At 62.5% G+C, this 19062-nt stretch carries 17 protein-coding genes and 1 pseudogene; 7 read left to right on the top strand and 11 right to left on the bottom strand.

The features are described from left to right. Window positions 1–163: 163 nt before the first annotated feature. Window positions 164–1072 (top strand): LysR family transcriptional regulator, encoded by a 909-nt coding sequence (locus RT614_RS15030; RefSeq protein ID WP_313622925.1) that lies wholly within the window; start codon window positions 164–166, stop codon window positions 1070–1072. Between the two features lie 9 nt (window positions 1073–1081). On the opposite strand, the gene RT614_RS15025 is transcribed toward RT614_RS15030, so the two are convergent. Together RT614_RS15025 and RT614_RS15020 are read right to left on the bottom strand one after the other, a co-directional pair. Beyond that, window positions 1082–1465, bottom strand: coding sequence for a hypothetical protein (locus tag RT614_RS15025; RefSeq protein ID WP_313622924.1), 384 nt, complete (start codon window positions 1463–1465; stop codon window positions 1082–1084). A gap of 43 nt (window positions 1466–1508) precedes the next feature. Further along, entirely contained in the window at window positions 1509–1991 is a 483-nt protein-coding gene (locus tag RT614_RS15020) for a DUF4189 domain-containing protein (RefSeq protein WP_313622923.1), read from the bottom strand. 187 nt (window positions 1992–2178) lie between these two features. Here RT614_RS15020 and RT614_RS15015 point away from each other — a divergent pair, with 187 nt between their 5' ends. The 3 genes from RT614_RS15015 to RT614_RS15005 all read left to right on the top strand — a co-directional run bounded on the left by RT614_RS15015 (window position 2179) and on the right by RT614_RS15005 (window position 4232). Next, entirely contained in the window at window positions 2179–2601 is a 423-nt protein-coding gene (locus RT614_RS15015) for a CopG family transcriptional regulator (protein WP_313622922.1), read from the top strand. A 25-nt stretch (window positions 2602–2626) separates the two neighbouring features. Continuing rightward, the gene (locus tag RT614_RS15010) at window positions 2627–3733 is read left to right on the top strand and encodes a PHB depolymerase family esterase (protein WP_313622921.1); all 1107 of its coding nucleotides are present in this window, start codon (window positions 2627–2629) and stop codon (window positions 3731–3733) included. A gap of 97 nt (window positions 3734–3830) precedes the next feature. After that, on the top strand, window positions 3831–4232 hold the full coding sequence (locus tag RT614_RS15005; RefSeq protein WP_313622920.1) for an Imm1 family immunity protein: 402 nt from the start codon (window positions 3831–3833) through the stop codon (window positions 4230–4232). Here RT614_RS15005 and RT614_RS15000 read toward each other — a convergent pair. From RT614_RS15000 to RT614_RS14980, 5 genes are all read right to left on the bottom strand, one after another. After that, window positions 4222–4722 carry a hypothetical protein gene (locus RT614_RS15000; RefSeq protein WP_313622919.1) on the bottom strand — a complete coding sequence of 167 codons (501 nt, stop codon included), beginning with the start codon at window positions 4720–4722 and terminating at the stop codon, window positions 4222–4224. The genes RT614_RS15005 and RT614_RS15000 overlap by 11 nt on opposite strands. A 73-nt stretch (window positions 4723–4795) precedes the next feature. Then, the gene (locus RT614_RS14995; RefSeq protein ID WP_313623220.1) at window positions 4796–5173 is read right to left on the bottom strand and encodes a DCC1-like thiol-disulfide oxidoreductase family protein; all 378 of its coding nucleotides are present in this window, start codon (window positions 5171–5173) and stop codon (window positions 4796–4798) included. A gap of 257 nt (window positions 5174–5430) precedes the next feature. Then, window positions 5431–5640, bottom strand: a complete 210-nt coding sequence (locus RT614_RS14990; protein ID WP_313622918.1) for a hypothetical protein — start codon at window positions 5638–5640, stop codon at window positions 5431–5433. A 100-nt stretch (window positions 5641–5740) separates the two neighbouring features. Continuing rightward, window positions 5741–7114 carry a DUF308 domain-containing protein gene (locus RT614_RS14985; RefSeq protein ID WP_313622916.1) on the bottom strand — a complete coding sequence of 458 codons (1374 nt, stop codon included), beginning with the start codon at window positions 7112–7114 and terminating at the stop codon, window positions 5741–5743. A 54-nt stretch (window positions 7115–7168) separates the two neighbouring features. Further along, complete coding sequence (locus RT614_RS14980; protein WP_313622915.1) at window positions 7169–7774, bottom strand: DUF2239 family protein; 606 nt, start codon at window positions 7772–7774, stop codon at window positions 7169–7171. A 199-nt stretch (window positions 7775–7973) separates the two neighbouring features. Between RT614_RS14980 and guaB the strand changes: the two genes are divergently transcribed. From guaB to RT614_RS14965, 3 genes and pseudogenes are all read left to right on the top strand, one after another. Next, a complete protein-coding gene (gene guaB / locus RT614_RS14975) occupies window positions 7974–9434 on the top strand; it encodes an IMP dehydrogenase (RefSeq protein WP_313622914.1) in 1461 nt (486 codons plus the stop codon). Between the two features lie 100 nt (window positions 9435–9534). After that, on the top strand, window positions 9535–11127 hold the full coding sequence (guaA, locus tag RT614_RS14970) for a glutamine-hydrolyzing GMP synthase (protein ID WP_313622913.1): 1593 nt from the start codon (window positions 9535–9537) through the stop codon (window positions 11125–11127). A gap of 325 nt (window positions 11128–11452) precedes the next feature. Continuing rightward, a pseudogene (locus tag RT614_RS14965) lies at window positions 11453–11726 on the top strand (Arm DNA-binding domain-containing protein); the annotation flags it as partial. Between the two features lie 94 nt (window positions 11727–11820). Here RT614_RS14965 and RT614_RS14960 read toward each other — a convergent pair. The 4 genes from RT614_RS14960 to RT614_RS14945 are packed head-to-tail and all read right to left on the bottom strand — an operon-like array spanning window position 11821 to window position 18752. Next, a complete protein-coding gene (locus RT614_RS14960; RefSeq protein ID WP_313622912.1) occupies window positions 11821–12774 on the bottom strand; it encodes a PD-(D/E)XK motif protein in 954 nt (317 codons plus the stop codon). Beyond that, window positions 12767–15085: a Z1 domain-containing protein gene (locus RT614_RS14955; RefSeq protein WP_313622911.1), complete on the bottom strand. Its 2319-nt coding sequence runs from the start codon at window positions 15083–15085 to the stop codon at window positions 12767–12769. The genes RT614_RS14960 and RT614_RS14955 overlap by 8 nt, the downstream gene beginning before the upstream one ends. Then, window positions 15085–17091, bottom strand: coding sequence for an ATP-binding protein (locus tag RT614_RS14950; protein WP_313622910.1), 2007 nt, complete (start codon window positions 17089–17091; stop codon window positions 15085–15087). Before RT614_RS14950 ends, RT614_RS14955 begins: the two co-directional genes overlap by 1 nt. Next, window positions 17088–18752, bottom strand: a complete 1665-nt coding sequence (locus RT614_RS14945; RefSeq protein WP_313622909.1) for a DNA cytosine methyltransferase — start codon at window positions 18750–18752, stop codon at window positions 17088–17090. The genes RT614_RS14950 and RT614_RS14945 overlap by 4 nt, the downstream gene beginning before the upstream one ends. Window positions 18753–19062: the final 310 nt, after the last annotated feature.

The following is a 19062-nucleotide window of genomic DNA, read 5'->3' as shown; positions in this document are numbered from 1 at the left end:
TATGGCGTTGATGGCGGCTATGCCGCGAAAAAGGGTGCTGCTGGGTAAGGCTCCTGATGCTTCGAACGGCCGGTTTTCGGCCTTGCGCCCGAGTATAGGAAGGGCTGCCCATGGATAGCCGTTCGAGCTATAAATAGCATTGATCAATTCAAGGATTGGATCGATGGAATTCCGCCAGCTTGAGTGTTTCATTGCCGTGGCCGAAGAGCTGCACTTTGGCCGTGCTGCGGAACGGCTATGCATGACGCAGCCGCCGTTGTCGCGCCAGATCCAGCTTCTGGAGCAGGATCTGGGCGTAACACTGTTCCAACGCAATAGCCGTCAGGTGCTGCTGAGCGCGGCCGGCCGGCGGTTCCTGCGGGATGCGCGGCACCTGCTGGAATTCTCGGCGCAGGCGGCCGCCACCGCGCGCCGCACGTCGGGTGGCGAAGCGGGCCAGATCACGCTGGGGTTCACCGCCGTGGCCGCGTACCGCTTGATGCCGTCGCTGATCATGCAGGCGCGCAAACTGTTGTCGGGCGTGGAGATCCAGCTTCGGGAAACCGTCACCACGGACCTCAGCCGCCTGCTGCTGGCCCATGAACTGGACGCCATCCTGGCGCGCAGCGTGCCGCAGCAGGCGGGCATCGAATCGCGCCTGCTTGAACGCGAGCCGCTGGTGCTGGCGCTGCCGGCGGCGTCGCCGTTGTGCGAGCACGCCACGGTACCGCTGCGCCTGCTGCAAGGGCAGCCTTTCGTGCTGTATTCGCCCCGGGAAGGGAAGTACTTCTACGACCGCATCGTCGGCGCCTTCGGCCTGGCGGACGTGCAGCCGCAGTATGTGCAACGCGCGGGGCAGACCCATACGCTGCTGGCGTTGGTGCGGGCTGGACTGGGCGTGGGCATCGTGCCGGATTCGGCCCGCGAATTGCGGTTCGAAGGCGTGGAATTCCGGCCGATCGGGCAACGCAACCTCTACGCCGACATGTACCTGGCCTGGCATGCGCAGCACGACAATCCGGCGCTGGATGCGTTTCTTCAACGCGTGGCGAAAGTGGACGGACCCGCGGCGGCAGCCGCAAGGCAGAAGTGAATCCTGCCCCTAGCGCCGCTTGGCGCGATGCGGCGGCGGCAGCGGAGCGCCGACGTGGCTGGCCAGCCAGTGTTCGATCTTGTCGTCCCGGCGAGCCGCCCAGTCCTTGCCGATTTCAACAATCAGCAGGTTGCGCGTGTCGCCATAATCCTGGCCGGGCGCCTTTTGGAACATCTCGCGCCAGATTTCGGACGCCACCAGTTCCGTCGTGACCAGCACGCCGATTCCCTTGGCGTCGATCCACAGGGGCGCGGCGCGTTCGTCCACATGGGTCTTGATGTTTTCCAGGATCTTTTGCGCGAGCGCGGCGTTGTCTTTCGATGCCGCGATCAGGACCAGATACTGCCGGTCGGTGCCAGACGGCTCGTCGGAGTCGCCAAAGGGATTTTCCATATTGGTTCCTTTTCGGGTGAACGGGGTCTGGACAGACTGTAGTTCATTGGGGAGCGCGGCCGCCGTGATGGGCCTGCAACTCCCCCTCTCTTGGCCTGCCGGGGCCGGCCCAGGCGCTTTGGTCCTCGGCCTTTTGCGCATGGGTCGAACACGCGCTGATCACCAACCTGCAGGCGGACCCCGTCTTGTCGCGGCATAGCTGCAGGCTGAAATCGCCCGTCTGCTGCCGGTTCCACGCGTTCCTGCCAATGGCGACAACGTGCTGCGCGCCGTTTGCGGCCACCGCCACGCATTGGTTCTTGAAGTTTGCGTACACCGCGCAGGTAGCGTCGGGCTCATCGGCCTTGCATTCCGCAAGCGCGTTTTGGCGAGCCGAGCTTTCGGAGCCGTACAGAATCGACGCGTAGTAGCGATAAGTGGAAGAGACGACAAGGGCGCCGTACAAGTCAGGCGGCGTGGGCTGAGCGCTGGCGGTGGCCGCGCAGGCAATTGACAAGAGCAGGCCCGAAACAAGGCGCAGCGCCATTGGGATCCCCCGAGGTTCAAGACGACAGTAGCGGAGCGCCGCCGACCTTGCCACTGGTACTTCGCCTCAGCATCGGGAAAACGGCGCACTAGTCCCTCCGGTGAACTCGCCCGTGTACTCAACCGGCGCAGGCTTATCAAAGTGAAACATCCACGCACCATCCAAGTGGATGGTTTATATTCGCTCCATGCCGCCTCGCACATCTCAACTCGCCTCCGTCCCCAAGCCTGCCGACGAGAAGATCACGATCAACCTGGGTTATGTCGACCTGGGCCAGATCGACCTTCTGGTTCAGGAGGGGTTCTATGCAAACCGGACGGACCTGATCCGCACCGCGATTCGCAATCAACTTGCCACCCATGGCGACGCCGTACGCCAGGCCGTCAGCCGGAAAACGCTGGTTCTCGGCATCCAGCACTACACCGCCCAGGATTTGCAGGCGGTCCAGGCGGCGGGCGAAATGCTTCAGATCCGAGTGCTGGGCCTGGCGACGCTTGCACCGGACATCACGCCCGAGTTGGCTCTGGCCACGATCGAATCCCTGACGGTGTTGGGGGCGCTGCACGCCAGCCCCGCCGTCAAAGCCGCCTTGCGTCAGCGCATTCGCTGATATCACGCCGCAAAAAGGTCACGAAATGCACCCTGATTTCCAACAGTTCATGAACCGGGCTACCCAGCTCACTCGGTCCGGCGATCTGGCTGCGGCCACCGCCGCGATCCAGGCCGCCCTGCGGGGCGATCCGATCAAGGACGACGCCAGGCAAGACGACGCCGGCGTCATCGAGGTCGAGGCCTGGGAGATTCCGGATTCCGCAGGCGTCTCCGAAACGGCGCAGCCCGCCCACGACGATGTCGATGTCGTCCAACCCTTGCGCAAGCCTTCCGTCTCTGGCGATACGTTCACCGCAGGATCATTCCGCAATGCGTCCGGGCAACGTGGCTACAAGCTGTACGTGCCGCCCAATGCGGACGGCAAGCCGCTGCCACTGGTGGTGATGCTGCATGGCTGCACCCAGGACGCAGACGATTTCGCGGCCGGTACCGCCATGAACGCGGCCGCGCGCGAGCAGGGCTTTTACGTGCTGTACCCGGTTCAATCTCGCGACGCCAATCCCCAGAAGTGCTGGAACTGGTTCAAGCACAATCATCAGCAGCAAGGGCGCGGGGAACCCTCGATCCTGGCGGGCATGACGCGCGAGGTGATGGGAACCCACGCAATTGATCCGCAGCGCGTGTATGTTGCCGGCTTGTCCGCGGGCGGCGCGATGGCCGCCATCCTGGCTGGCTCCTATCCCGAACTCTATGCGGCGGCGGGCGTGCATTCCGGGCTGGCGCCCGGCGCGGCGTCCGATCTTCCGTCGGCGCTGTCCGCGATGAAGGGCGTGGGCCTCTCGGCAAGCGCCGCGGCCGGCAGCGGCGTGCCCACCATCGTCTTCCATGGCGACCGCGATGCGACCGTGCATCCGGGCAACGCCGACAGGGTGATCGCCGCCAGTGTGGGGCCGGGCATGCGCGCCGAGACCCAGCGCGTGCCGGGCGTTGCCAGCAAGCGTCATAGCACCCGGCACGTGTATCGCAATGCCGCGGGCGACATCGTCGCCGAGCGCTGGGACGTCCATGGTGCCGGCCATGCCTGGGCCGGCGGATCGCAGCAGGGGTCCTATACGGATCAGTCCGGTCCGGACGCCACGGCCGAGATGCTGCGATTCTTCTTCCAGCAGTCCTTGCCTGGACAGCAATGAAACGCCGCATTCGCAGTTCAAGGCCGATGTAGTCTCGGTCGAACCTGCGGGTCGAACGCAACCTTCCACTTACGCGCCGCCAGTCGGCTGGATTACCGTGAAAATAATCAGAATCGTCGAAGATGTACGTGAGGATGAACGGGTGCAGGCGCGTGCGCACGAGGCTCCGACCGAAAGCGATCTGCTTGCCGCGCTGCACAGGCTGGATGGCGTCGTCTACAGTTCCACCGCCTTCGTGATCGATGACGACGCGGTCTTGTCGATCGGCGGCGGCGACGGCGCCTATATCGTATTTATCTCTCTAGGCGGCGATGCGCAAATACACACGCTGATCGATCCCGCCAAATCCGAGGACCATGACCAGGATCTGGTAGCGGGCGGCCAATCAGGCAGCTACCCGCAGTTCCAGTGCGTGGACCGCAACATGGCGGCGTCCGCGCTGCTGTACTTTCACCAGCACGGCGCGCCTTCGCCCGATCTGAGCTGGGCTAGCGAGTAGGCGCGGGCTTGCCGTAGAGCAGTCGCGCGCACAGCAGTCCGGCGATAGAGCCGGGCAGGGCGCCCATGTACAGGGGAAACACCGTGGACGACCAGGTCAGGTCGCGGCCGCCGAATGTCAGCAGGAAGGCAAAGGCAAACACAGCGCCGATGATGCCCATGCGCACAATGGCCATCCACGACGGCGCGAGCGGCTTGAGGGCGCCCGCAATCATCCCGCAAAGCAGGGCCGGCACAATGCCAAAGATGTACGACCAGGGAAGCCCGAAGAGGGCGAACATCAGGTTATTGGGGCTCAAGGTAATGATCGCCATGGACACGGCAATCACGAGTATGGCGACGGCCGGCCCCACGAACGCATAAATGGCGGCGCCAGCGGCTACGTCCCGGCCGATGGCGCGGCCGGACTCGCCGTCCCTGCGTTGCATGCGGCGATAGACGATAGAACACAGCGTAAGCGCCAGCAGCACGGCGCCGGTGATGTAGAGCATCGAGGTCAATTCCAGATTGAAGGGAAATTAGCGCAAGATCTGCTCATGCCGCGCGCCCTGTGTGAGCCGTGCGTCAAGGCATTTTCTTCTTGCCCAGCAACGTCAGCGTCAAACTGCGGCCGGTGCGCATGAAGGGATAGAGCGCCTTGGACAGGCATGCGTTGCTGAAGATAGTGGCATTGACGCGGTTGAACAGATCGCTGCCGGTGCTGAGCAGCGCCAGCCGGTGGATGGCGTCCGCGCCCCAGTAATCCCGGCCGTCCAGGTGCAGCAGCATGCCCTGATTCAGGTCAAAGCCTTGTGCCCGGTGCCGCGTGGCCAGGTCGGGATGGTCACGCATGTTCAGCATGGCGATGGGCCCCGCGGCCTTTCGCAGCTGCATCATCCGCACGTAGTTCGAGCAAAACGGGCAATCGCCGTCGTAAAGAAGGTAGTTTTCGTCGGACTGCATCATGGGGGATCCGTCGGTAGTTTCAGGAACATACCTCATAAATCCGGTTTGGCGGTCCGGCGGGCTGGCGATGTTGGTGGTCCGGTGTGCAGGTGGGCCGGCGATGTCGGTCGTCTAGCGCACGGGTGATCCGACGATTGGCGACCAGATAAACCCGCCGCGCGCGCTTTCGCCGTCCGCCTCGCTCCTGGGGCTTGAGGCCTGAACCTTTGGCCCTGGCGAAGGCAGACGGCAACAACCCGTGGAGAAACGAAGCTTCAGCCGCCCCGGTGTCCGTGGTAGCGCGGCGCGGCCACCGCGCGCGTGTTCTCTTTGTGCTGCGAGCCAGCCAGCGCCTTGCGGCGCGCGTCTTCATGCTGGTGATCCGCTTTGGCCCGGGCTTTGTCCGCTTGGGGCGGCGCATGGTTGTCGGGGGCAGGAAGGGTCGTCGCGTGGCGGGAATCGGGTCGGGGAGTGTTGGGCGTCATGATGCGTACCTGCGAAGGCAACGCGGCATATGCCGCGCTTTCACGTTACGCCCGGGCCTGGCGATACTCCAGGGATCAATTGCAACAGCCTGGCGGCGGCTCAGGTGCGGGGGCGCCGGGCGGGCGATTCCTTGTCCTGCGTTCGCCAGCCTTCGCGCAGCTTGGCGATTCGCCTCACGGCGCTTTGCGACATCTTCCACCAGCCGAATGGGCGGGGGTCGGCCAGCATGCTCATGGCGCGGGCGTAATCCAGCGTCAAACCGGGAGTCCAGGCCATGGTGAGGGCGCGCTTGCGGATCTGTGACGCGACCCACAGTTCGGGCGTCAACAGCAGCCGGATCAGCACCCGCCAGCCGGCCTCGTCGCCGTGCAGGCGTCCGACGACGCCATCCAGCGCGGCGTCCAGCGCTTGCGATACCGTGCTGGAACAGTTGCGGTGCGTCAGGTTGTAGGTGGAAACCTTGCGGTATTCCTCCCAGAAGGCGGCCAGCTTTTCGGCGTCGTAATTGCGGATGCGCACCTGGACGTTTGACGGGCGCCAGGCCTTGGATTCGGTGTCGTAGTCGGGCTGATACACGCCCGGGATGTCGTTTTCAGCCGTGGCGCGCAGCAGCGCGCCGAAGTCGTCCGGGGACCGGTCGATTTCCTCTTGCGGGTACAGGCTGATGTAGATGCCCTCGGGCGATTCCAGCGCGGCGTGGCCGGTGGAAATCACGCCGTTGACGTCCACCGCCGCGATGTAGCGGTCCACCACGGGATAGTTGCGGGTCTGCGTCTTGGCTGAACCCGACGGCGTCCAGACATGCACTGTCAACGCGCGTTCGGAATCGGCCGGCGGGCCATCCCAGACCCGCGCTTTGGACAGTTCGGGCGCGGTCGGCGCAAAACCCATTGACTGTGTGGCGGCAAATGCCGGATTCGACGATAGATGCCGCACGCGGCGCGCCAGCCACAGCAGTTTCACGCCCGCGATGCCCAGGAACAGGCCCAGGCAATAGGGCACGGTGCCCAGGTAATTGGTGGGATAAGGCTGAAAAAAGAAGATGGCGAGCAGGATTTCGGCCACGCCACCGGCAAAGGCATAGCGCCAGCGTTCGTACCGCACGACGTAGCCAGCGACACATTGCAGCAGGCCGTCCGCCAGGAACAGCAAACCGAAAATCATCGACAGCACGAAGTGCCCGTGGTGATGACCGGCAAGGATCAGGCCCCCGGCCAGCAGGACGAACAAGCCCTTGGCATAACGCAGCACGCGCTGGCCACCCACGCCGCTGGACGCGATCAGCAAGGTGCCAAGGCCCTCGATGATGAACAGGACGGCGAACACATTAAGCGGGAAGTAGGCCGCCCCGTCCAGCGCGTCGATGAACACCACGACGCCGGCCAGCAAGAACACGGCTCCCGCGACGGCAAGCGCACGCCAGCGTTGGCGCAGGTAGGTCACTCCCAACAACAGCAAAACCAATTGCGGCATGGCGGCGGCCTCGGACAGCAATCGATAACGTGTATAGGAAAAGTAAAAGCAATCCTATTCGGGTGTGCCCCAGGCCAGGTTCATTGCATAGCCACGCACGCCCTGCGGCCACTGCGCTACGTGCCGCGCGTATGCGTCCCGGTCGTCGGCGTAGAGCGCCCGCGTGGCGTCCTCGAAGCCCGGCAGATTGCCGGCCATGCTGGACATGAACCGATAGGCGGCCTCCTGCCGCTGGCGCCGAGCATCGTGCGCCTCGTTGTCGCGCCGGGCCTGTTCCACCAGCTTGCGCAGCGCGACCGACGCGCCGCCTGGCTGCGCGGCCAACCAGTCCCAGTGGCGGGGCAAAAGGGTCACCTCGCGCGCCACCACGCCCAGCTTGGGCCGGCCGCGCCCGCGAGGCGCGGCGTCAAGTTCTGCGTCGTGGCTTGCGGGCGCAACGGCGGGGGCGTGCGCGTGGCGCGCAACGATCTGCGCGTCATCGCCGCTCAGATCCAGGTCCACCTGTTTGCCCGACGCGTCCTGGAACACCAGAATCGCGTCATTGCCATGCGCGGCCATGGCGCGTTTGACGGCAAGCGCGACGCTGGACAGCTCGCCGGCGGCAAGAATGCGGAGTCCCTCGAAGGCGGTATGCGGGTCGACAGAGGGGAAAGCGGTCATGGCGATTTTTATCCGGGTCAATAAGAGTTTCGAGATTATTACCCTGGGGAAAATGTCTGTCAATATGATCCGGGTAAAAATATGGAGGCGCGTGCATGGGAAACCCGCAGGGTCAGAAATATCCACCCCGAACCTAGGGAGAACACCTAGTCAAAACACGTTGGCGGCGTATAATCTTGCTTTGCGCCCGGAGTTACCCATGCGTCTCGTTCAAAAAGCGCTCACCTTCGACGATGTGTTGTTGGTGCCTGCGTATTCCGAGGTGTTGCCGCGCGACACCTCCCTGGCCACCCGCCTGACCCGCAACATCAGCCTGAATATTCCGCTAGTGTCCGCCGCCATGGACACCGTCACCGAATCGCGCTTGGCCATCGCCATGGCTCAAGAGGGTGGCATCGGGATCATCCACAAGAATCTTTCCGCCGACGCCCAAGCGCGTGAAGTGGCTCGCGTCAAGCGCCACGAATTCGGCATCGTGATCGATCCGGTCACCGTCACCCCCCAGATGAAAGTGCGCGACGCCATTGCGTTGCAGCGCCAGCATGGCATCTCGGGCCTGCCGGTCGTCGAAGGCCGCAAGCTGGTCGGTATCGTCACCAACCGCGATCTGCGTTTCGAAGAAAACCTGGATCAGCCCCTGCGCAACATCATGACGCCGCAGGAACGCCTGGTCACCATGAAGGAAGGCGCCACGCTTGATGAAGCGCAGGCCCTGATGCACAAGCATCGCCTCGAACGCGTGCTGATCGTGAACGACGGTTTTGAACTGCGTGGCCTGGCCACCGTCAAGGACATCGTCAAGAACACCGAACACCCGATGGCCAGCAAGGATGCCCAAGGCCAGCTGCGCGTTGGCGCGGCGGTGGGCGTGGGCGGCAACACCGAAGAGCGCGTGGAAAAGCTGGTTGCCGCAGGCGTCGACGTCCTGATCGTCGACACCGCGCACGGCCACTCCAAGGGCGTGCTGGAAGGCGTGCGCTGGGTCAAGCAGAACTACCCCAAGGTTGAAGTCATCGGCGGCAACATCGCCACCGCAGCCGCGGCGCGCGCGCTGGTCGAACACGGCGCCGACGGCGTCAAGGTCGGCATCGGCCCCGGCTCCATCTGCACCACGCGTATCGTGGCCGGTGTGGGCGTGCCGCAGATCCATGCCATCTCCGAAGTCGCCAAGGCGCTGGAAGGCACGGGCGTTCCCCTCATCGCCGACGGCGGCATCCGCTACTCGGGCGACGTCGCCAAGGCGCTGGCCGCCGGCGCGTTCTCGTGCATGATGGGCGGCATGTTCGCCGGCACCGAAGAAGCGCCGGGCGAAGTCGTGCTGTTCCAGGGCCGTTCGTACAAGTCGTACCGTGGCATGGGCAGCCTGGGCGCCATGACGGAAGGCTCCGCCGACCGCTACTTCCAGGATCCCGCCAACAACGCCGACAAGCTGGTGCCGGAAGGCATCGAAGGCCGCGTCCCCTACAAGGGCAGCGTGCTGGCCATCATTTACCAACTGGTCGGCGGCATCCGCGCCTCCATGGGCTACTGCGGCGCGGCCACCATCGACGACATGCGCACCAAGACCGAATTCGTGGAGATCACCTCCGCGGGCGTACGCGAGTCCCACGTGCACGACGTGCAGATCACCAAGGAAGCGCCCAACTACCGCGCCGACTGATCCGCACAGTCAACTACAATGTCATGCATCACGCACCGGCAGAACCGCAAAGATCAGCGGGTCTGCCGGTGCGGTTTTATTTCCAACGGGTAGAGTCTCCATGCACCAGCGCATTCTTATCCTTGACTACGGTTCGCAAGTCACGCAGCTGATCGCCCGCCGCGTCCGCGAGGCCGGCGTCTATTCCGAAGTCCACCCCGGCGACGTCGACGACGCCTTCGTGCGCGAACAGATGGCGCAGGGCCTGAAGGGCATCATCCTGTCCGGCAGCCACGCTTCGGCCTACGAAGAAGGCTCAATGCGCGTCCCGCACGCCGTGTTCGAACTGGGCGTGCCCGTCCTGGGCATCTGCTACGGCATGCAGTCCATGGCGCAGCAACTGGGCGGCGTGGTCAGTTTCTCCGACCACCGCGAATTCGGCTATGCCGAGGTCCGCGCCCACGGCCACACCAAGCTGCTGGAAGGCCTGGAAGACTTCAGCACGCCCGAAGGCCACGGCATGCTCAAGGTCTGGATGAGCCACGGCGACAAGGTCACCGAACTGCCCCCGGGCTTCAAGCTGATGGCGTCCACGCCGTCCTGCCCGATCGCCGGCATGGCCGACGAAGACCGCCGCTTCTACGCCGTGCAGTTCCACCCCGAAGTCACGCACACCGTTCAAGGCAAGGCCATGCTGGCCCGCTTCGTGAACGAGATCTGCGAATGCACGGGCGACTGGAACATGCCCGACTACGTCTCCGAAGCCGTCGCCCGCATCCGCGAGCAAGTGGGCACCGACGAAGTCATCCTCGGCCTGTCCGGCGGCGTGGATTCGTCCGTTGCCGCCGCGCTGATCCACAAGGCCATCGGCGACCAGCTCACCTGCGTGTTCGTCGACCACGGCCTGCTGCGTCTGGACGAAGGCAAGCAGGTCATGCAGACCTTCGCCGAAAACATGGGCGTGAAGATCATCCACGTCGACGCCACCGCCCAATTCATGGGCAAGCTGTCTGGCGTGGCCGATCCCGAAGCCAAGCGCAAGATCATCGGTCGCGAATTCGTCGAAGTGTTCCAGGAACAGGCCGGCAAGCAGAAAAGCGCCAAGTGGCTGGCCCAGGGCACGATCTACCCGGACGTCATCGAATCGGCCGGCGCCAAGACCGGCAAGGCCACGTCCATCAAGTCGCACCACAACGTGGGCGGCCTGCCGGATACGCTGAACCTGCAACTGCTGGAACCCCTGCGCGAACTGTTCAAGGACGAAGTCCGCGAACTGGGCGTCGCCCTGGGCCTGCCACCGCAGATGGTCTACCGCCACCCGTTCCCCGGCCCGGGCCTGGGCGTGCGCATCCTGGGCGAAGTGAAGCACGAGTACGCCGAACTGCTGCGCCGCGCCGACGCGATCTTCATTGAAGAACTGCGCAACACCAAGGACGAAGCCAGCGGCCTGACCTGGTACGAACTGACCTCGCAAGCATTCGCCGTGTTCCTGCCCGTCAAGTCCGTGGGTGTGATGGGCGATGGCCGCACGTACGAATACGTCGTCGCGCTGCGCGCCGTGCAGACCTTCGACTTCATGACCGCCGACTGGGCGCCGCTGCCGCATCCGCTGCTGGCCCGCGTGTCGTCGCGCATCATCAATGAAGTGCGCGGCATCAATCGGGTTGTGTACGACGTGTCGAGCAAGCCGCCGGCGACGATCGAGTGGGAGTGAGGGGAAGCAGTTTTCCCTTATAAATCAAAAGCTAGAAAGACTCTCAAAAGATCATCAACAAGAATGTGATTCTTCTAGGCTTTTGATTTTAAAGGTTATTTCGTGTGAGCTATTTATCTTCAAGAGCTTCCAGGCAGCCAAGCTGACGGTAAATTTGACGGGGTGCGCAAGCTCTTTGGGCTGGGGTTGGCGTAGCCTCGGAAGAACTACCGTCAGCGACGGTAGTTCTTTCTCTTAGACATCAGGATTTATGCGGGCTCGCAAGGATAGGTAGGTCTCGTGATAGGTGACGGCAATCGGCCGTTTCAATCAGGAGACTATTCCCGTGCTGACAGACTTTGCCCGGCGGAACTTGAAACCCCGCGCGATCCTTTACACGGTCGCCGATCGCGATGCCATGTACGCCATCGTTTCACCGGAAGGCACTATGACCTTCCGTTACGACTACCGGATCAATGGCCGACGAGAGACGTTGAGCATAGGCCGTTACGGCTTCGGAGGCATTTCACTAGCCGAAGCCCGAGAAAAGCTGCGACGGGCCAAGCGGCTGCTGGGAGGGCGCTTCGCCAGCGCTACAGACGCAGCGAGAGAAAGGGCGTGGACCGGGAGCGTGAAGATGCCCAGGATTGCTATCGACGGCGTTTGCATCGCGCTCCCGTAACGTGCCGCCAGGGTCGGTCGCGAGGTGGCGCATCAGGCGGTCAAGAGAACTTCCTGGACTTCGGAAACGTCGAGCGACGGGAGGCTTCCGACGTTGATGCTGTACTTGATTCCGGTCACGCCAAGTGGCGGCAAGTAGTCATCGGGTAGCCTGGGGAAGTCGCCGGCAACCTCGAAGACGTGAACGTCGCGGAATGTGAACCGCAGCAAGGCTCCGGTCTGCCGAAGGCCTTCATGCCAGCCGAGTTGAGCCAGGCGTGAATCGAAGGCGTCGAGTGCACGCCCATCCGATCCCAGCTTCTCTCGAATTTCATCGATGCGGTCTGCCAGGGTTTCGTCGCCGCCCAGGCTTTTCTCCAGCATCACGCTCACGAACAGAAGGCGTTTGCTGGCGGGGGCCTTGAGCTGATCGAGGCGGGAAATCTCGTGTTTCGGCTCCGATCGCGTGGTGGTCTTTACTTCGACGTGGACGCCTTGTCCGACGAAATCGTGTCGCTCGCTTTCCGGGCCGCTCCAGAGGTGGCAGACCCGGCTGCCGAGGGTTGGGAACAGCACATTCGAGAGCACCCAGAGTTCGCCAAATAGGCCGATCTGCTCTGTCGTGCTGAGCTCAAGTGTGAGCGGGCGCAATGCCGCGCGCATGTCGTCGATGATCCGTTCAACCGAGACAGCAGGGTCGCGGCCTTCGATGCGGATGGCATAGAGGACTTTGTTGGTGACTAGCGTAAGTAGTTCTTCGTGGTGGCTGCGGGCTGAGACATCCAGCCAAGTCTGTTCGCCTTCCAGGATGCGGACCTGAAGGCTTTGCAGGTCCGGCGGCAGGTTTTTCGGGGCGACGTCGATTGCCAGAAGCAGGTGCAGCCGTCCGTCGTCTGACACCCCGATCAGCGCCGCTTCCAGGTCTTTTGCAGCTCGTTCGTAGATAGCCTCGTGTGGAAGCCGCTGCTCCCGCAGACTTGCCCAACGGTCCTGTGTGATCTCAACCATTGCGGACCCCACGGTTCACGACGAACCGTTGTTCGCCGTCCGCAGTGCGGGGCAGCGATAACGCGAGGCCCAGCACGGCCTGTGTTGGCGCGCGGAGCGGTTCGGGATCGAGGGGGTAGAGCAGGAGCAAGCCCTGCTGCGCAGGTCGGTCCTCGCGCATTGCGCGGGCATTGAAGCCTGAGGCAGCGCGGTAGTTTTCCGGCCCGCCATGCAGATCAACACCTTCATGGCGAGGATCGATAAGGATGCCGATCGATTCGTTGGCCTGCAACGAACGTCGAACAAGGCCGAACGGCCTTCCACCTAGCAGAACCTCGCGTTCCCGCTGCGGGTTGGCTACGAATATGGTCCAGTTCGTCAGCTCTCCCGCTTCAGCGCGTTCCAGGATCCAGTCGGCAATCTCTGCGCCCTGAAACGCAATGCTGTTCGGGTGTCCTTCATAACGCCGCAGGAACAGTGCGATGTCCTCGGCCGGCACATCGTGGGCGATGGCGCCGCCGTGTGCATCCTGTGTCGGGGGATGCTGTCGCAGCAGGGCAGACGCGAGGTCAAAGTTCCGTTCCAGCAATTCCTGATCCTGCATGGGAAACAGAATTGTCTGCGGGTTCTCGCCAGACCATGACTGTGCATCGTCAGTCTGCATCCTGCTCTTGTTCTTGCTGGTGAGCAGGAGCTTTGAATGGGCGCGCATCCGGATGGCCATCTGGTCTGGCCTGCGGCCGGCCTTGTTCAGCGCTGTGATGGAATCTCGCAGGGATTCCTCAACTAGCGCCAGTTCCACAAACCACTGAGCGATGCCCTCGGTTGTCCAGATGCGGATCAGGTCTTCATAGCCAGTCCTGAAACCATACCAGCGGGCCATCTGCAGCAGCGAGTCCGCCAGCGTTGTGGTGCGCAGGAAGTAGGCGATTGTCAGTCCCTCAAGCGTCAGGCCGCGCGACAGCCGATTGCCGCCCACTGCAACGAGCTGCCGCCCAGGCTTGGCGTCGTACTCCAGTTCGTCGCCCGTCGTGCTGTTGAGCACAACGACGACCAGACGGGCCAAGTTCGTCACTGCCTCTTCCAGGAGAAGCTCTTCGCTGCAGGGCAGATCAATCTGTCCCAGTCCTGTGAGCGTTGACCGGAACATCTGCTTGAGTACACCGGGTTCGGCACTCTCATGATGGAACCAGTTGCGGATCTGTTCCTCGATCGCTTCACCAATGCGCAACTGGTCCTGCTGGAGCTGGGATACGTGCACCAGCATCGTGTTCGGCTTGCCCGACTGGCCGCGCAGCAACCTGATGGCGCCGGCCAGTGCAAACGTCAGAAGGGCATCGGCGAGCGACTGGGGTAGATCCAGTGGACCCCGGGCAACGATCGTCTCACTCCTTTTGCGCTGCTTCGACTTCAGAGCCTTCACATCCGCGGGGTCTACGGGGCGGAGTACGTCACGGCCCTGCGCACTGATGCCGAAAAGCTCCTCGGTCCCTGTGTAGCCGTCAGGCCGCGGAAGCTGCACGACGAAGTCCCTGGGGAACAGGTCTTCTCCGACTTGGTTGTCGCTGGCGTCGGGGTCTATAAGGATGTTGGCGAATGGCGTCGCCGTGTAGGCGATGTATGTAGCCCGCGGAATCTTGTTGAGAATGTCGCGAATTAGCGCGTTGGTCAGTGACGGGGCCGTGTCGGCATCCGGTTCGGTGTCCGCGTCGATACTGGGATCACGTCGATTTCCGCGTGTATTGATGGAAGCCTGATCGGCCTCGTCATCGATGAGAAGAACCGGTACATCAGCGAGGCGGCCTTCGAGATTTCCGAACCACTGGTTGAGCCGCTTCAGGATCGGCGTGATCTTTTTGGCGACGATCAGAACTGTACCCGTCGATGCGAATCCGTCGGCCACCTTCGGTTCACGAAAGTCTGCAGCCTCATCGGTCAGCGTGATCCAGTCGACGCCGGTCCCGACAAGCTCCAGATCCAGGCGCTGCTGCGTCTGGTTCCGTAGCGAATCGTGGATGCCGGAAAGAACAATGATCAGGCGATAGCCGACATCAGCCGCGCGCGCCGCCACAGCTGTGAAATTGGCTGTCTTGCCTGACTGGACGTAGCCGACGACCAGTCCGCGGCACTGAAATTCCGGGCGAGCGATGGGCGTTGTCTTTGAGATGATCCGCAGTGACTCTTCCGCGACCGACACAATCTGGTGCGGCTTCCACTTGGGTTGAGACCTCAGATAAGCTTCATGCCGGGACCAGTTGGTCCAGGCGGTTCCGTCGGTCCACAGGGCCAGCCTGGGCTTCAGCGTGAGGGGAAGCGGAAGTCGGATCTGCATCAGGCCTTGTCCGAAAACTGGTCCGGGACACCGGCTGTTTCCAGCGCGCGAAGGAATTCAGAGAGAGCAGTCTTGACCTCGGCATCCTTGTCAATGAGCTGTACGAGCGTCACCAGCGTCGGCATCAGGGGGGTGACCTCGACTTCTTCGCCCTTGAATCCCGTCTTGCGTTGCCATGGCTTGTCGCCACTGCTGACGAGGCGGATTGAAGTCCTGTCTTTCTTCGCTGTGGGGGCTGGAGCCGGGGGGGCTCCCGGCGCTGTCGTTGGAGGGATCAAACCGCCCGGCGCTGGCGTGACTGTCGGCGACACAGTACGGCCGCCTCCTTTCGGTGCCGGCGCAGGCTTTTCCTTTTTGTTGTACCGGAGGCGGGCGGCTGCGCGAGGGCCTTTAATCAGGGCTTCGAGGGGCTTAGTGATCGCAAAGGGCAGGCGAATGAGCTGCTTGCTGATATCTACCTGCAACTGCTCATCTGCCAGCCTGTCAAAGTCGACTGCGACACGAATTAGCTTGGTGTGTTCATCCTTGGCGAAGAGATCTTCCCAGCCACCCCATTTGATAAGCCGGTCAAGCCGATAGAAGTACATGCCCTGTGCATCGTTGGCCCTGCCGTTCAGGGTGTGGCGGTCGCGTTCGACGCGTTGCTCCAGCGGTGGCAAATCCTTGACGTACTCGTCGAACTCTGCCTCGTTCGGTGTGACATAAGCTCGTACATAGAGTGCCGGCGTCTTGTCCGGCGTAAGACCGGGAAGCTCGATGCGATGCTGGTCATACTCCTTCGTCAGAGGATGTCCCATGGGGTTATTGGCGCGTAGGATGTCATCATTCAATCGGATGACGACCTTCTCGCGCCCGCGCGCCTTGCCTTCAAGGTACCGGTGGAAGACAAGTTCGAGGTGCGACTTGATGGCGGCAAGCTCCTGCGCATAGGGGGAATCTGACTTGCCCCTGGCAGGCTCCAATGAGGGACGCATCTGCGTGAGCAGCACGGCTGTGCCCGAGTCGCCGATGGCCACAGCAGAGACATGCTCGGGAGCCACCGGGTCGCTTAGCAGCGCCCAACGGCGCGTCTTGGCAAGATGTTCCTTGTCCCAGGTGAGGGTTGTAGAATGGTTTTCGGCAGCCTTCGACACTACCGTCAGGCGATCGGCCTGAGACCAAGCCGCACCCTTGAGCCCATAGCCGAACTTGCCCAGGTCGCCATCGTCGTATTCACGCTGGTGCCCGATCTTCATTGCGTCTCGTAGGCCCGATGGCGTCATGCCCGTGCCGTCGTCGCGGATGCACATCCATCGGCCGCCCGCATTGGGATTCGGGAATGTGATGTTGATTTCCCGCGCGCCATGCGAAAGGCTGTTGTCCACGAGATCGGCCACAGCGCTGGGCAGACTGTGACCGGCACGCGCCAGGATCTTGAAAAGGCCGAGCGGGTCCGGGGCGGCGTCATCGTCGTTGTGGTTATTGTCGTTTTCTTTGTATGACGTCGCGGACACTGTTTTTGCCTCCTTGAATACCTGCGGGAAGTGATCCGAGAGCACTGTCTGGCAGTGCTGGCCCTCATCACCGTACAACGCGATCATTGCGGATTTACCTAGCCGGGCGCTTTCTCCATGGCCGAGGATCGAAGAATGGGCTGGGTGGTCTGCGGGGATGACAACCCAGGATGCATTGGCCGGGGTAGTCGAGGCGTCCACGACCATTGCAAACAGAACACCAGGGTCGACAAATCTGTAAAAGAGACTCGTCGGGCAGTCGCCTTCGAATCTCCAGTTTCGGTGCTGCCGCTTCAGCCAAGAGGCAACCTCTACGACGGTGTGCTCGTCTTCCAGGCGCCGGCAGTTGATGGCGATGATGTCCTGGTCTTCGGCGGAGGGAAAGACTGTGTCGACGACATCCCAGTCGAAGTTGATGGCGCGCTGTTTGGCGCGCTCCTTCCCCTGACGGCGGTATTCATGAAACATACCCAGTTCGGACGGTTTCAGCAGCCGGAGGATGGTGAACTTCACTTCGTTCCCTCGGTGGTCTTGATCTGTGACGGGTCCAGGCCCAGCAGGGATACGCGCATGTCTGGCGTCCTGGGGGCGCCCAGGCACTCCCGGATTCCACGAGCAATGGCATAGGCAAACAGCGGCGGCACGGCGTTGCCGATCTGTTTGAATGCCGGGTTCATCGATCCCTTGAAAATGAAACCGTCCGGGAAAGATTGGAGCCGCGCAGCCTCACGTACCGTGATAGTGCGTGCCTGATCCGAGTCAAAGTGGATGTGGGAATAGGAGTCCTTGCCGAGGTGCGCCATCAGCGTACGTACCGGAGCATCAGCGCGGAGCTTCCACCACTTGTTCGGAAACTTTCCTGGGTCGTACGGAATGCGCCAAGCCGTGATGTAGGAAATGACATCCGCGTTTCGCGGATCTGTAGGCAAGCCGCGCTTCTTGCGGTTGGCTAGCCAAGTAGCGATCTTCTGCTCGACATAAGCATGCACCTGCGGGTACTCCCAGCCAGGCTGAATCTCGGCAAAGATCTTGTAATCCCGGGGGAGGTATCGGAAGACATGGCCGGTCGTGGACTTGGTCGCAAAGCCCTTCCACTCCCGCATCAGACGTGAGTAGGGTGTTGTCGGATTTTTTGTCGTGTACTCGACGGACTCTGCCGGATCCTTTGCCCCGCGGCGGATGGCGCCACTACTCAGCAGTTCTCTGGCAAATCGGGGCGGGAGATCCGCAAGGGCGTCGGAGGCCGAGGTGGCTGCGGGAGAGTCGGGTGCGGGGTCCGGGATCCAGCGATGGTGCGCCGAGCCTTCGGCCTTCAGCACGCGGCGCGCGGCATTCTTGGAGCTGGTATAGCCGGAGGGCAGAACGAGGTGGTGCGTCGGCACGGGAAACCGGGGTTTGATGCCGGCAGACCGGTGAATACCGACAAGAATCATCCGCTCCCGCATCTGAGGAACCCCGTACCAAACGGAGTTCAGCAGCGTGTAGGCAACGTCGTAGCCTTCATCGGCAAGGCTCTTCGAAACCAGCTCGGCAACGTTGGTGCCGCCATGGTTCAGGATGTCCGGCACGTTCTCCATAAGTAGCGCGACAGGTTTTGTCGCCCGGATGAACGCGACGTACCGCTCCCACAGGCTCACCCGACCGTCCACGAGGAATGCCTGGTCTGCCGTTACCTCTTCGCGCAGCCGAGCCTGCTCGCGGAGTTTGGCCCGGCCTACACGGGCGAACGCCTGACAGGGGGGGCCGCCGACGAGCACATCGATCTGGCAGTCCGTGGCACCCTGCAGCCCCAGATCGCCAAAGACGGTGTCTGCAGTTTCGGTTACCGCGTCGCGGGGGGTGTGGTGCGCTTCCTTGTCACCCCCGACAGAGCGCGAGCCGAAGTTGGCTCCGTGCGACTTTGCAGCCCACGGGTCCATTTCGATGGATGCGACCGGCGTGAAACCGGCGGTCAGGAAGCCCAGGGAGATGCCGCCACATCCGGCGAACATATCCATGTAGCGGATCTCTCCGCCGTTCTGTATGCGCTGCAGCTTGTCGCGGATCAACTCGTGGTCCGAGGGCGAGGTGCGGGAATTCTTGCCGGTCGGGGAGGGCAGGTCGGCAGCCGTGGGGGCGTGCTTTTCGTAGATCTTGCTGGACTGCGACTTTCGCAGCTCGGTTTGGATGGACATCCGGTATCTCTCATAGGGAACATGCGCCAGGACCACCAGCACGGAGTGCAGGTGGTCGGAGGTTCAAGCCTGTTCATACCACGCACCGCAACCCGGCTTGACGATTCGTCTGCCGGACGCCAAATGCTGCATTGTGTCATAGTGTAATGAAGCCGCAGGAATGTCTCGCCTCAGAGCCTGCGAAGGCACAGATTGGGTGCGCTTTCATGATTGTATGAATTTCACATGGGCATTTTTTCTTCTACGTGTTCGGCACGTAAGCACCCCTGTCAAGTAGACATTGGTTGATAGACGATCGGAGCGAAGGTTA

Source organism: Achromobacter sp., assembly GCF_032102605.1.
GTDB lineage: Bacteria > Pseudomonadota > Gammaproteobacteria > Burkholderiales > Burkholderiaceae_B > Achromobacter.
The sequence above is the reverse complement of the archived record's forward strand: the minus strand, read 5'-3'. Positions and strand labels throughout refer to the sequence as shown.

Coding starts and splice junctions, on each gene's coding strand:
- RT614_RS15030 (WP_313622925.1), top strand. CDS start 164: ATGGAATTCCGCCAGCTTGAGTGTTTCATTGCCGTGGCCGAAGAGCTG.
- RT614_RS15025 (WP_313622924.1), bottom strand. CDS start 1,465: ATGGAAAATCCCTTTGGCGACTCCGACGAGCCGTCTGGCACCGACCGG.
- RT614_RS15020 (WP_313622923.1), bottom strand. CDS start 1,991: ATGGCGCTGCGCCTTGTTTCGGGCCTGCTCTTGTCAATTGCCTGCGCG.
- RT614_RS15015 (WP_313622922.1), top strand. CDS start 2,179: ATGCCGCCTCGCACATCTCAACTCGCCTCCGTCCCCAAGCCTGCCGAC.
- RT614_RS15010 (WP_313622921.1), top strand. CDS start 2,627: ATGCACCCTGATTTCCAACAGTTCATGAACCGGGCTACCCAGCTCACT.
- RT614_RS15000 (WP_313622919.1), bottom strand. CDS start 4,722: ATGCTCTACATCACCGGCGCCGTGCTGCTGGCGCTTACGCTGTGTTCT.
- RT614_RS14995 (WP_313623220.1), bottom strand. CDS start 5,173: ATGCAGTCCGACGAAAACTACCTTCTTTACGACGGCGATTGCCCGTTT.
- RT614_RS14990 (WP_313622918.1), bottom strand. CDS start 5,640: ATGACGCCCAACACTCCCCGACCCGATTCCCGCCACGCGACGACCCTT.
- RT614_RS14985 (WP_313622916.1), bottom strand. CDS start 7,114: ATGCCGCAATTGGTTTTGCTGTTGTTGGGAGTGACCTACCTGCGCCAA.
- RT614_RS14980 (WP_313622915.1), bottom strand. CDS start 7,774: ATGACCGCTTTCCCCTCTGTCGACCCGCATACCGCCTTCGAGGGACTC.
- guaB (WP_313622914.1), top strand. CDS start 7,974: ATGCGTCTCGTTCAAAAAGCGCTCACCTTCGACGATGTGTTGTTGGTG.
- guaA (WP_313622913.1), top strand. CDS start 9,535: ATGCACCAGCGCATTCTTATCCTTGACTACGGTTCGCAAGTCACGCAG.
- RT614_RS14960 (WP_313622912.1), bottom strand. CDS start 12,774: ATGGTTGAGATCACACAGGACCGTTGGGCAAGTCTGCGGGAGCAGCGG.
- RT614_RS14955 (WP_313622911.1), bottom strand. CDS start 15,085: ATGCAGATCCGACTTCCGCTTCCCCTCACGCTGAAGCCCAGGCTGGCC.
- RT614_RS14945 (WP_313622909.1), bottom strand. CDS start 18,752: ATGTCCATCCAAACCGAGCTGCGAAAGTCGCAGTCCAGCAAGATCTAC.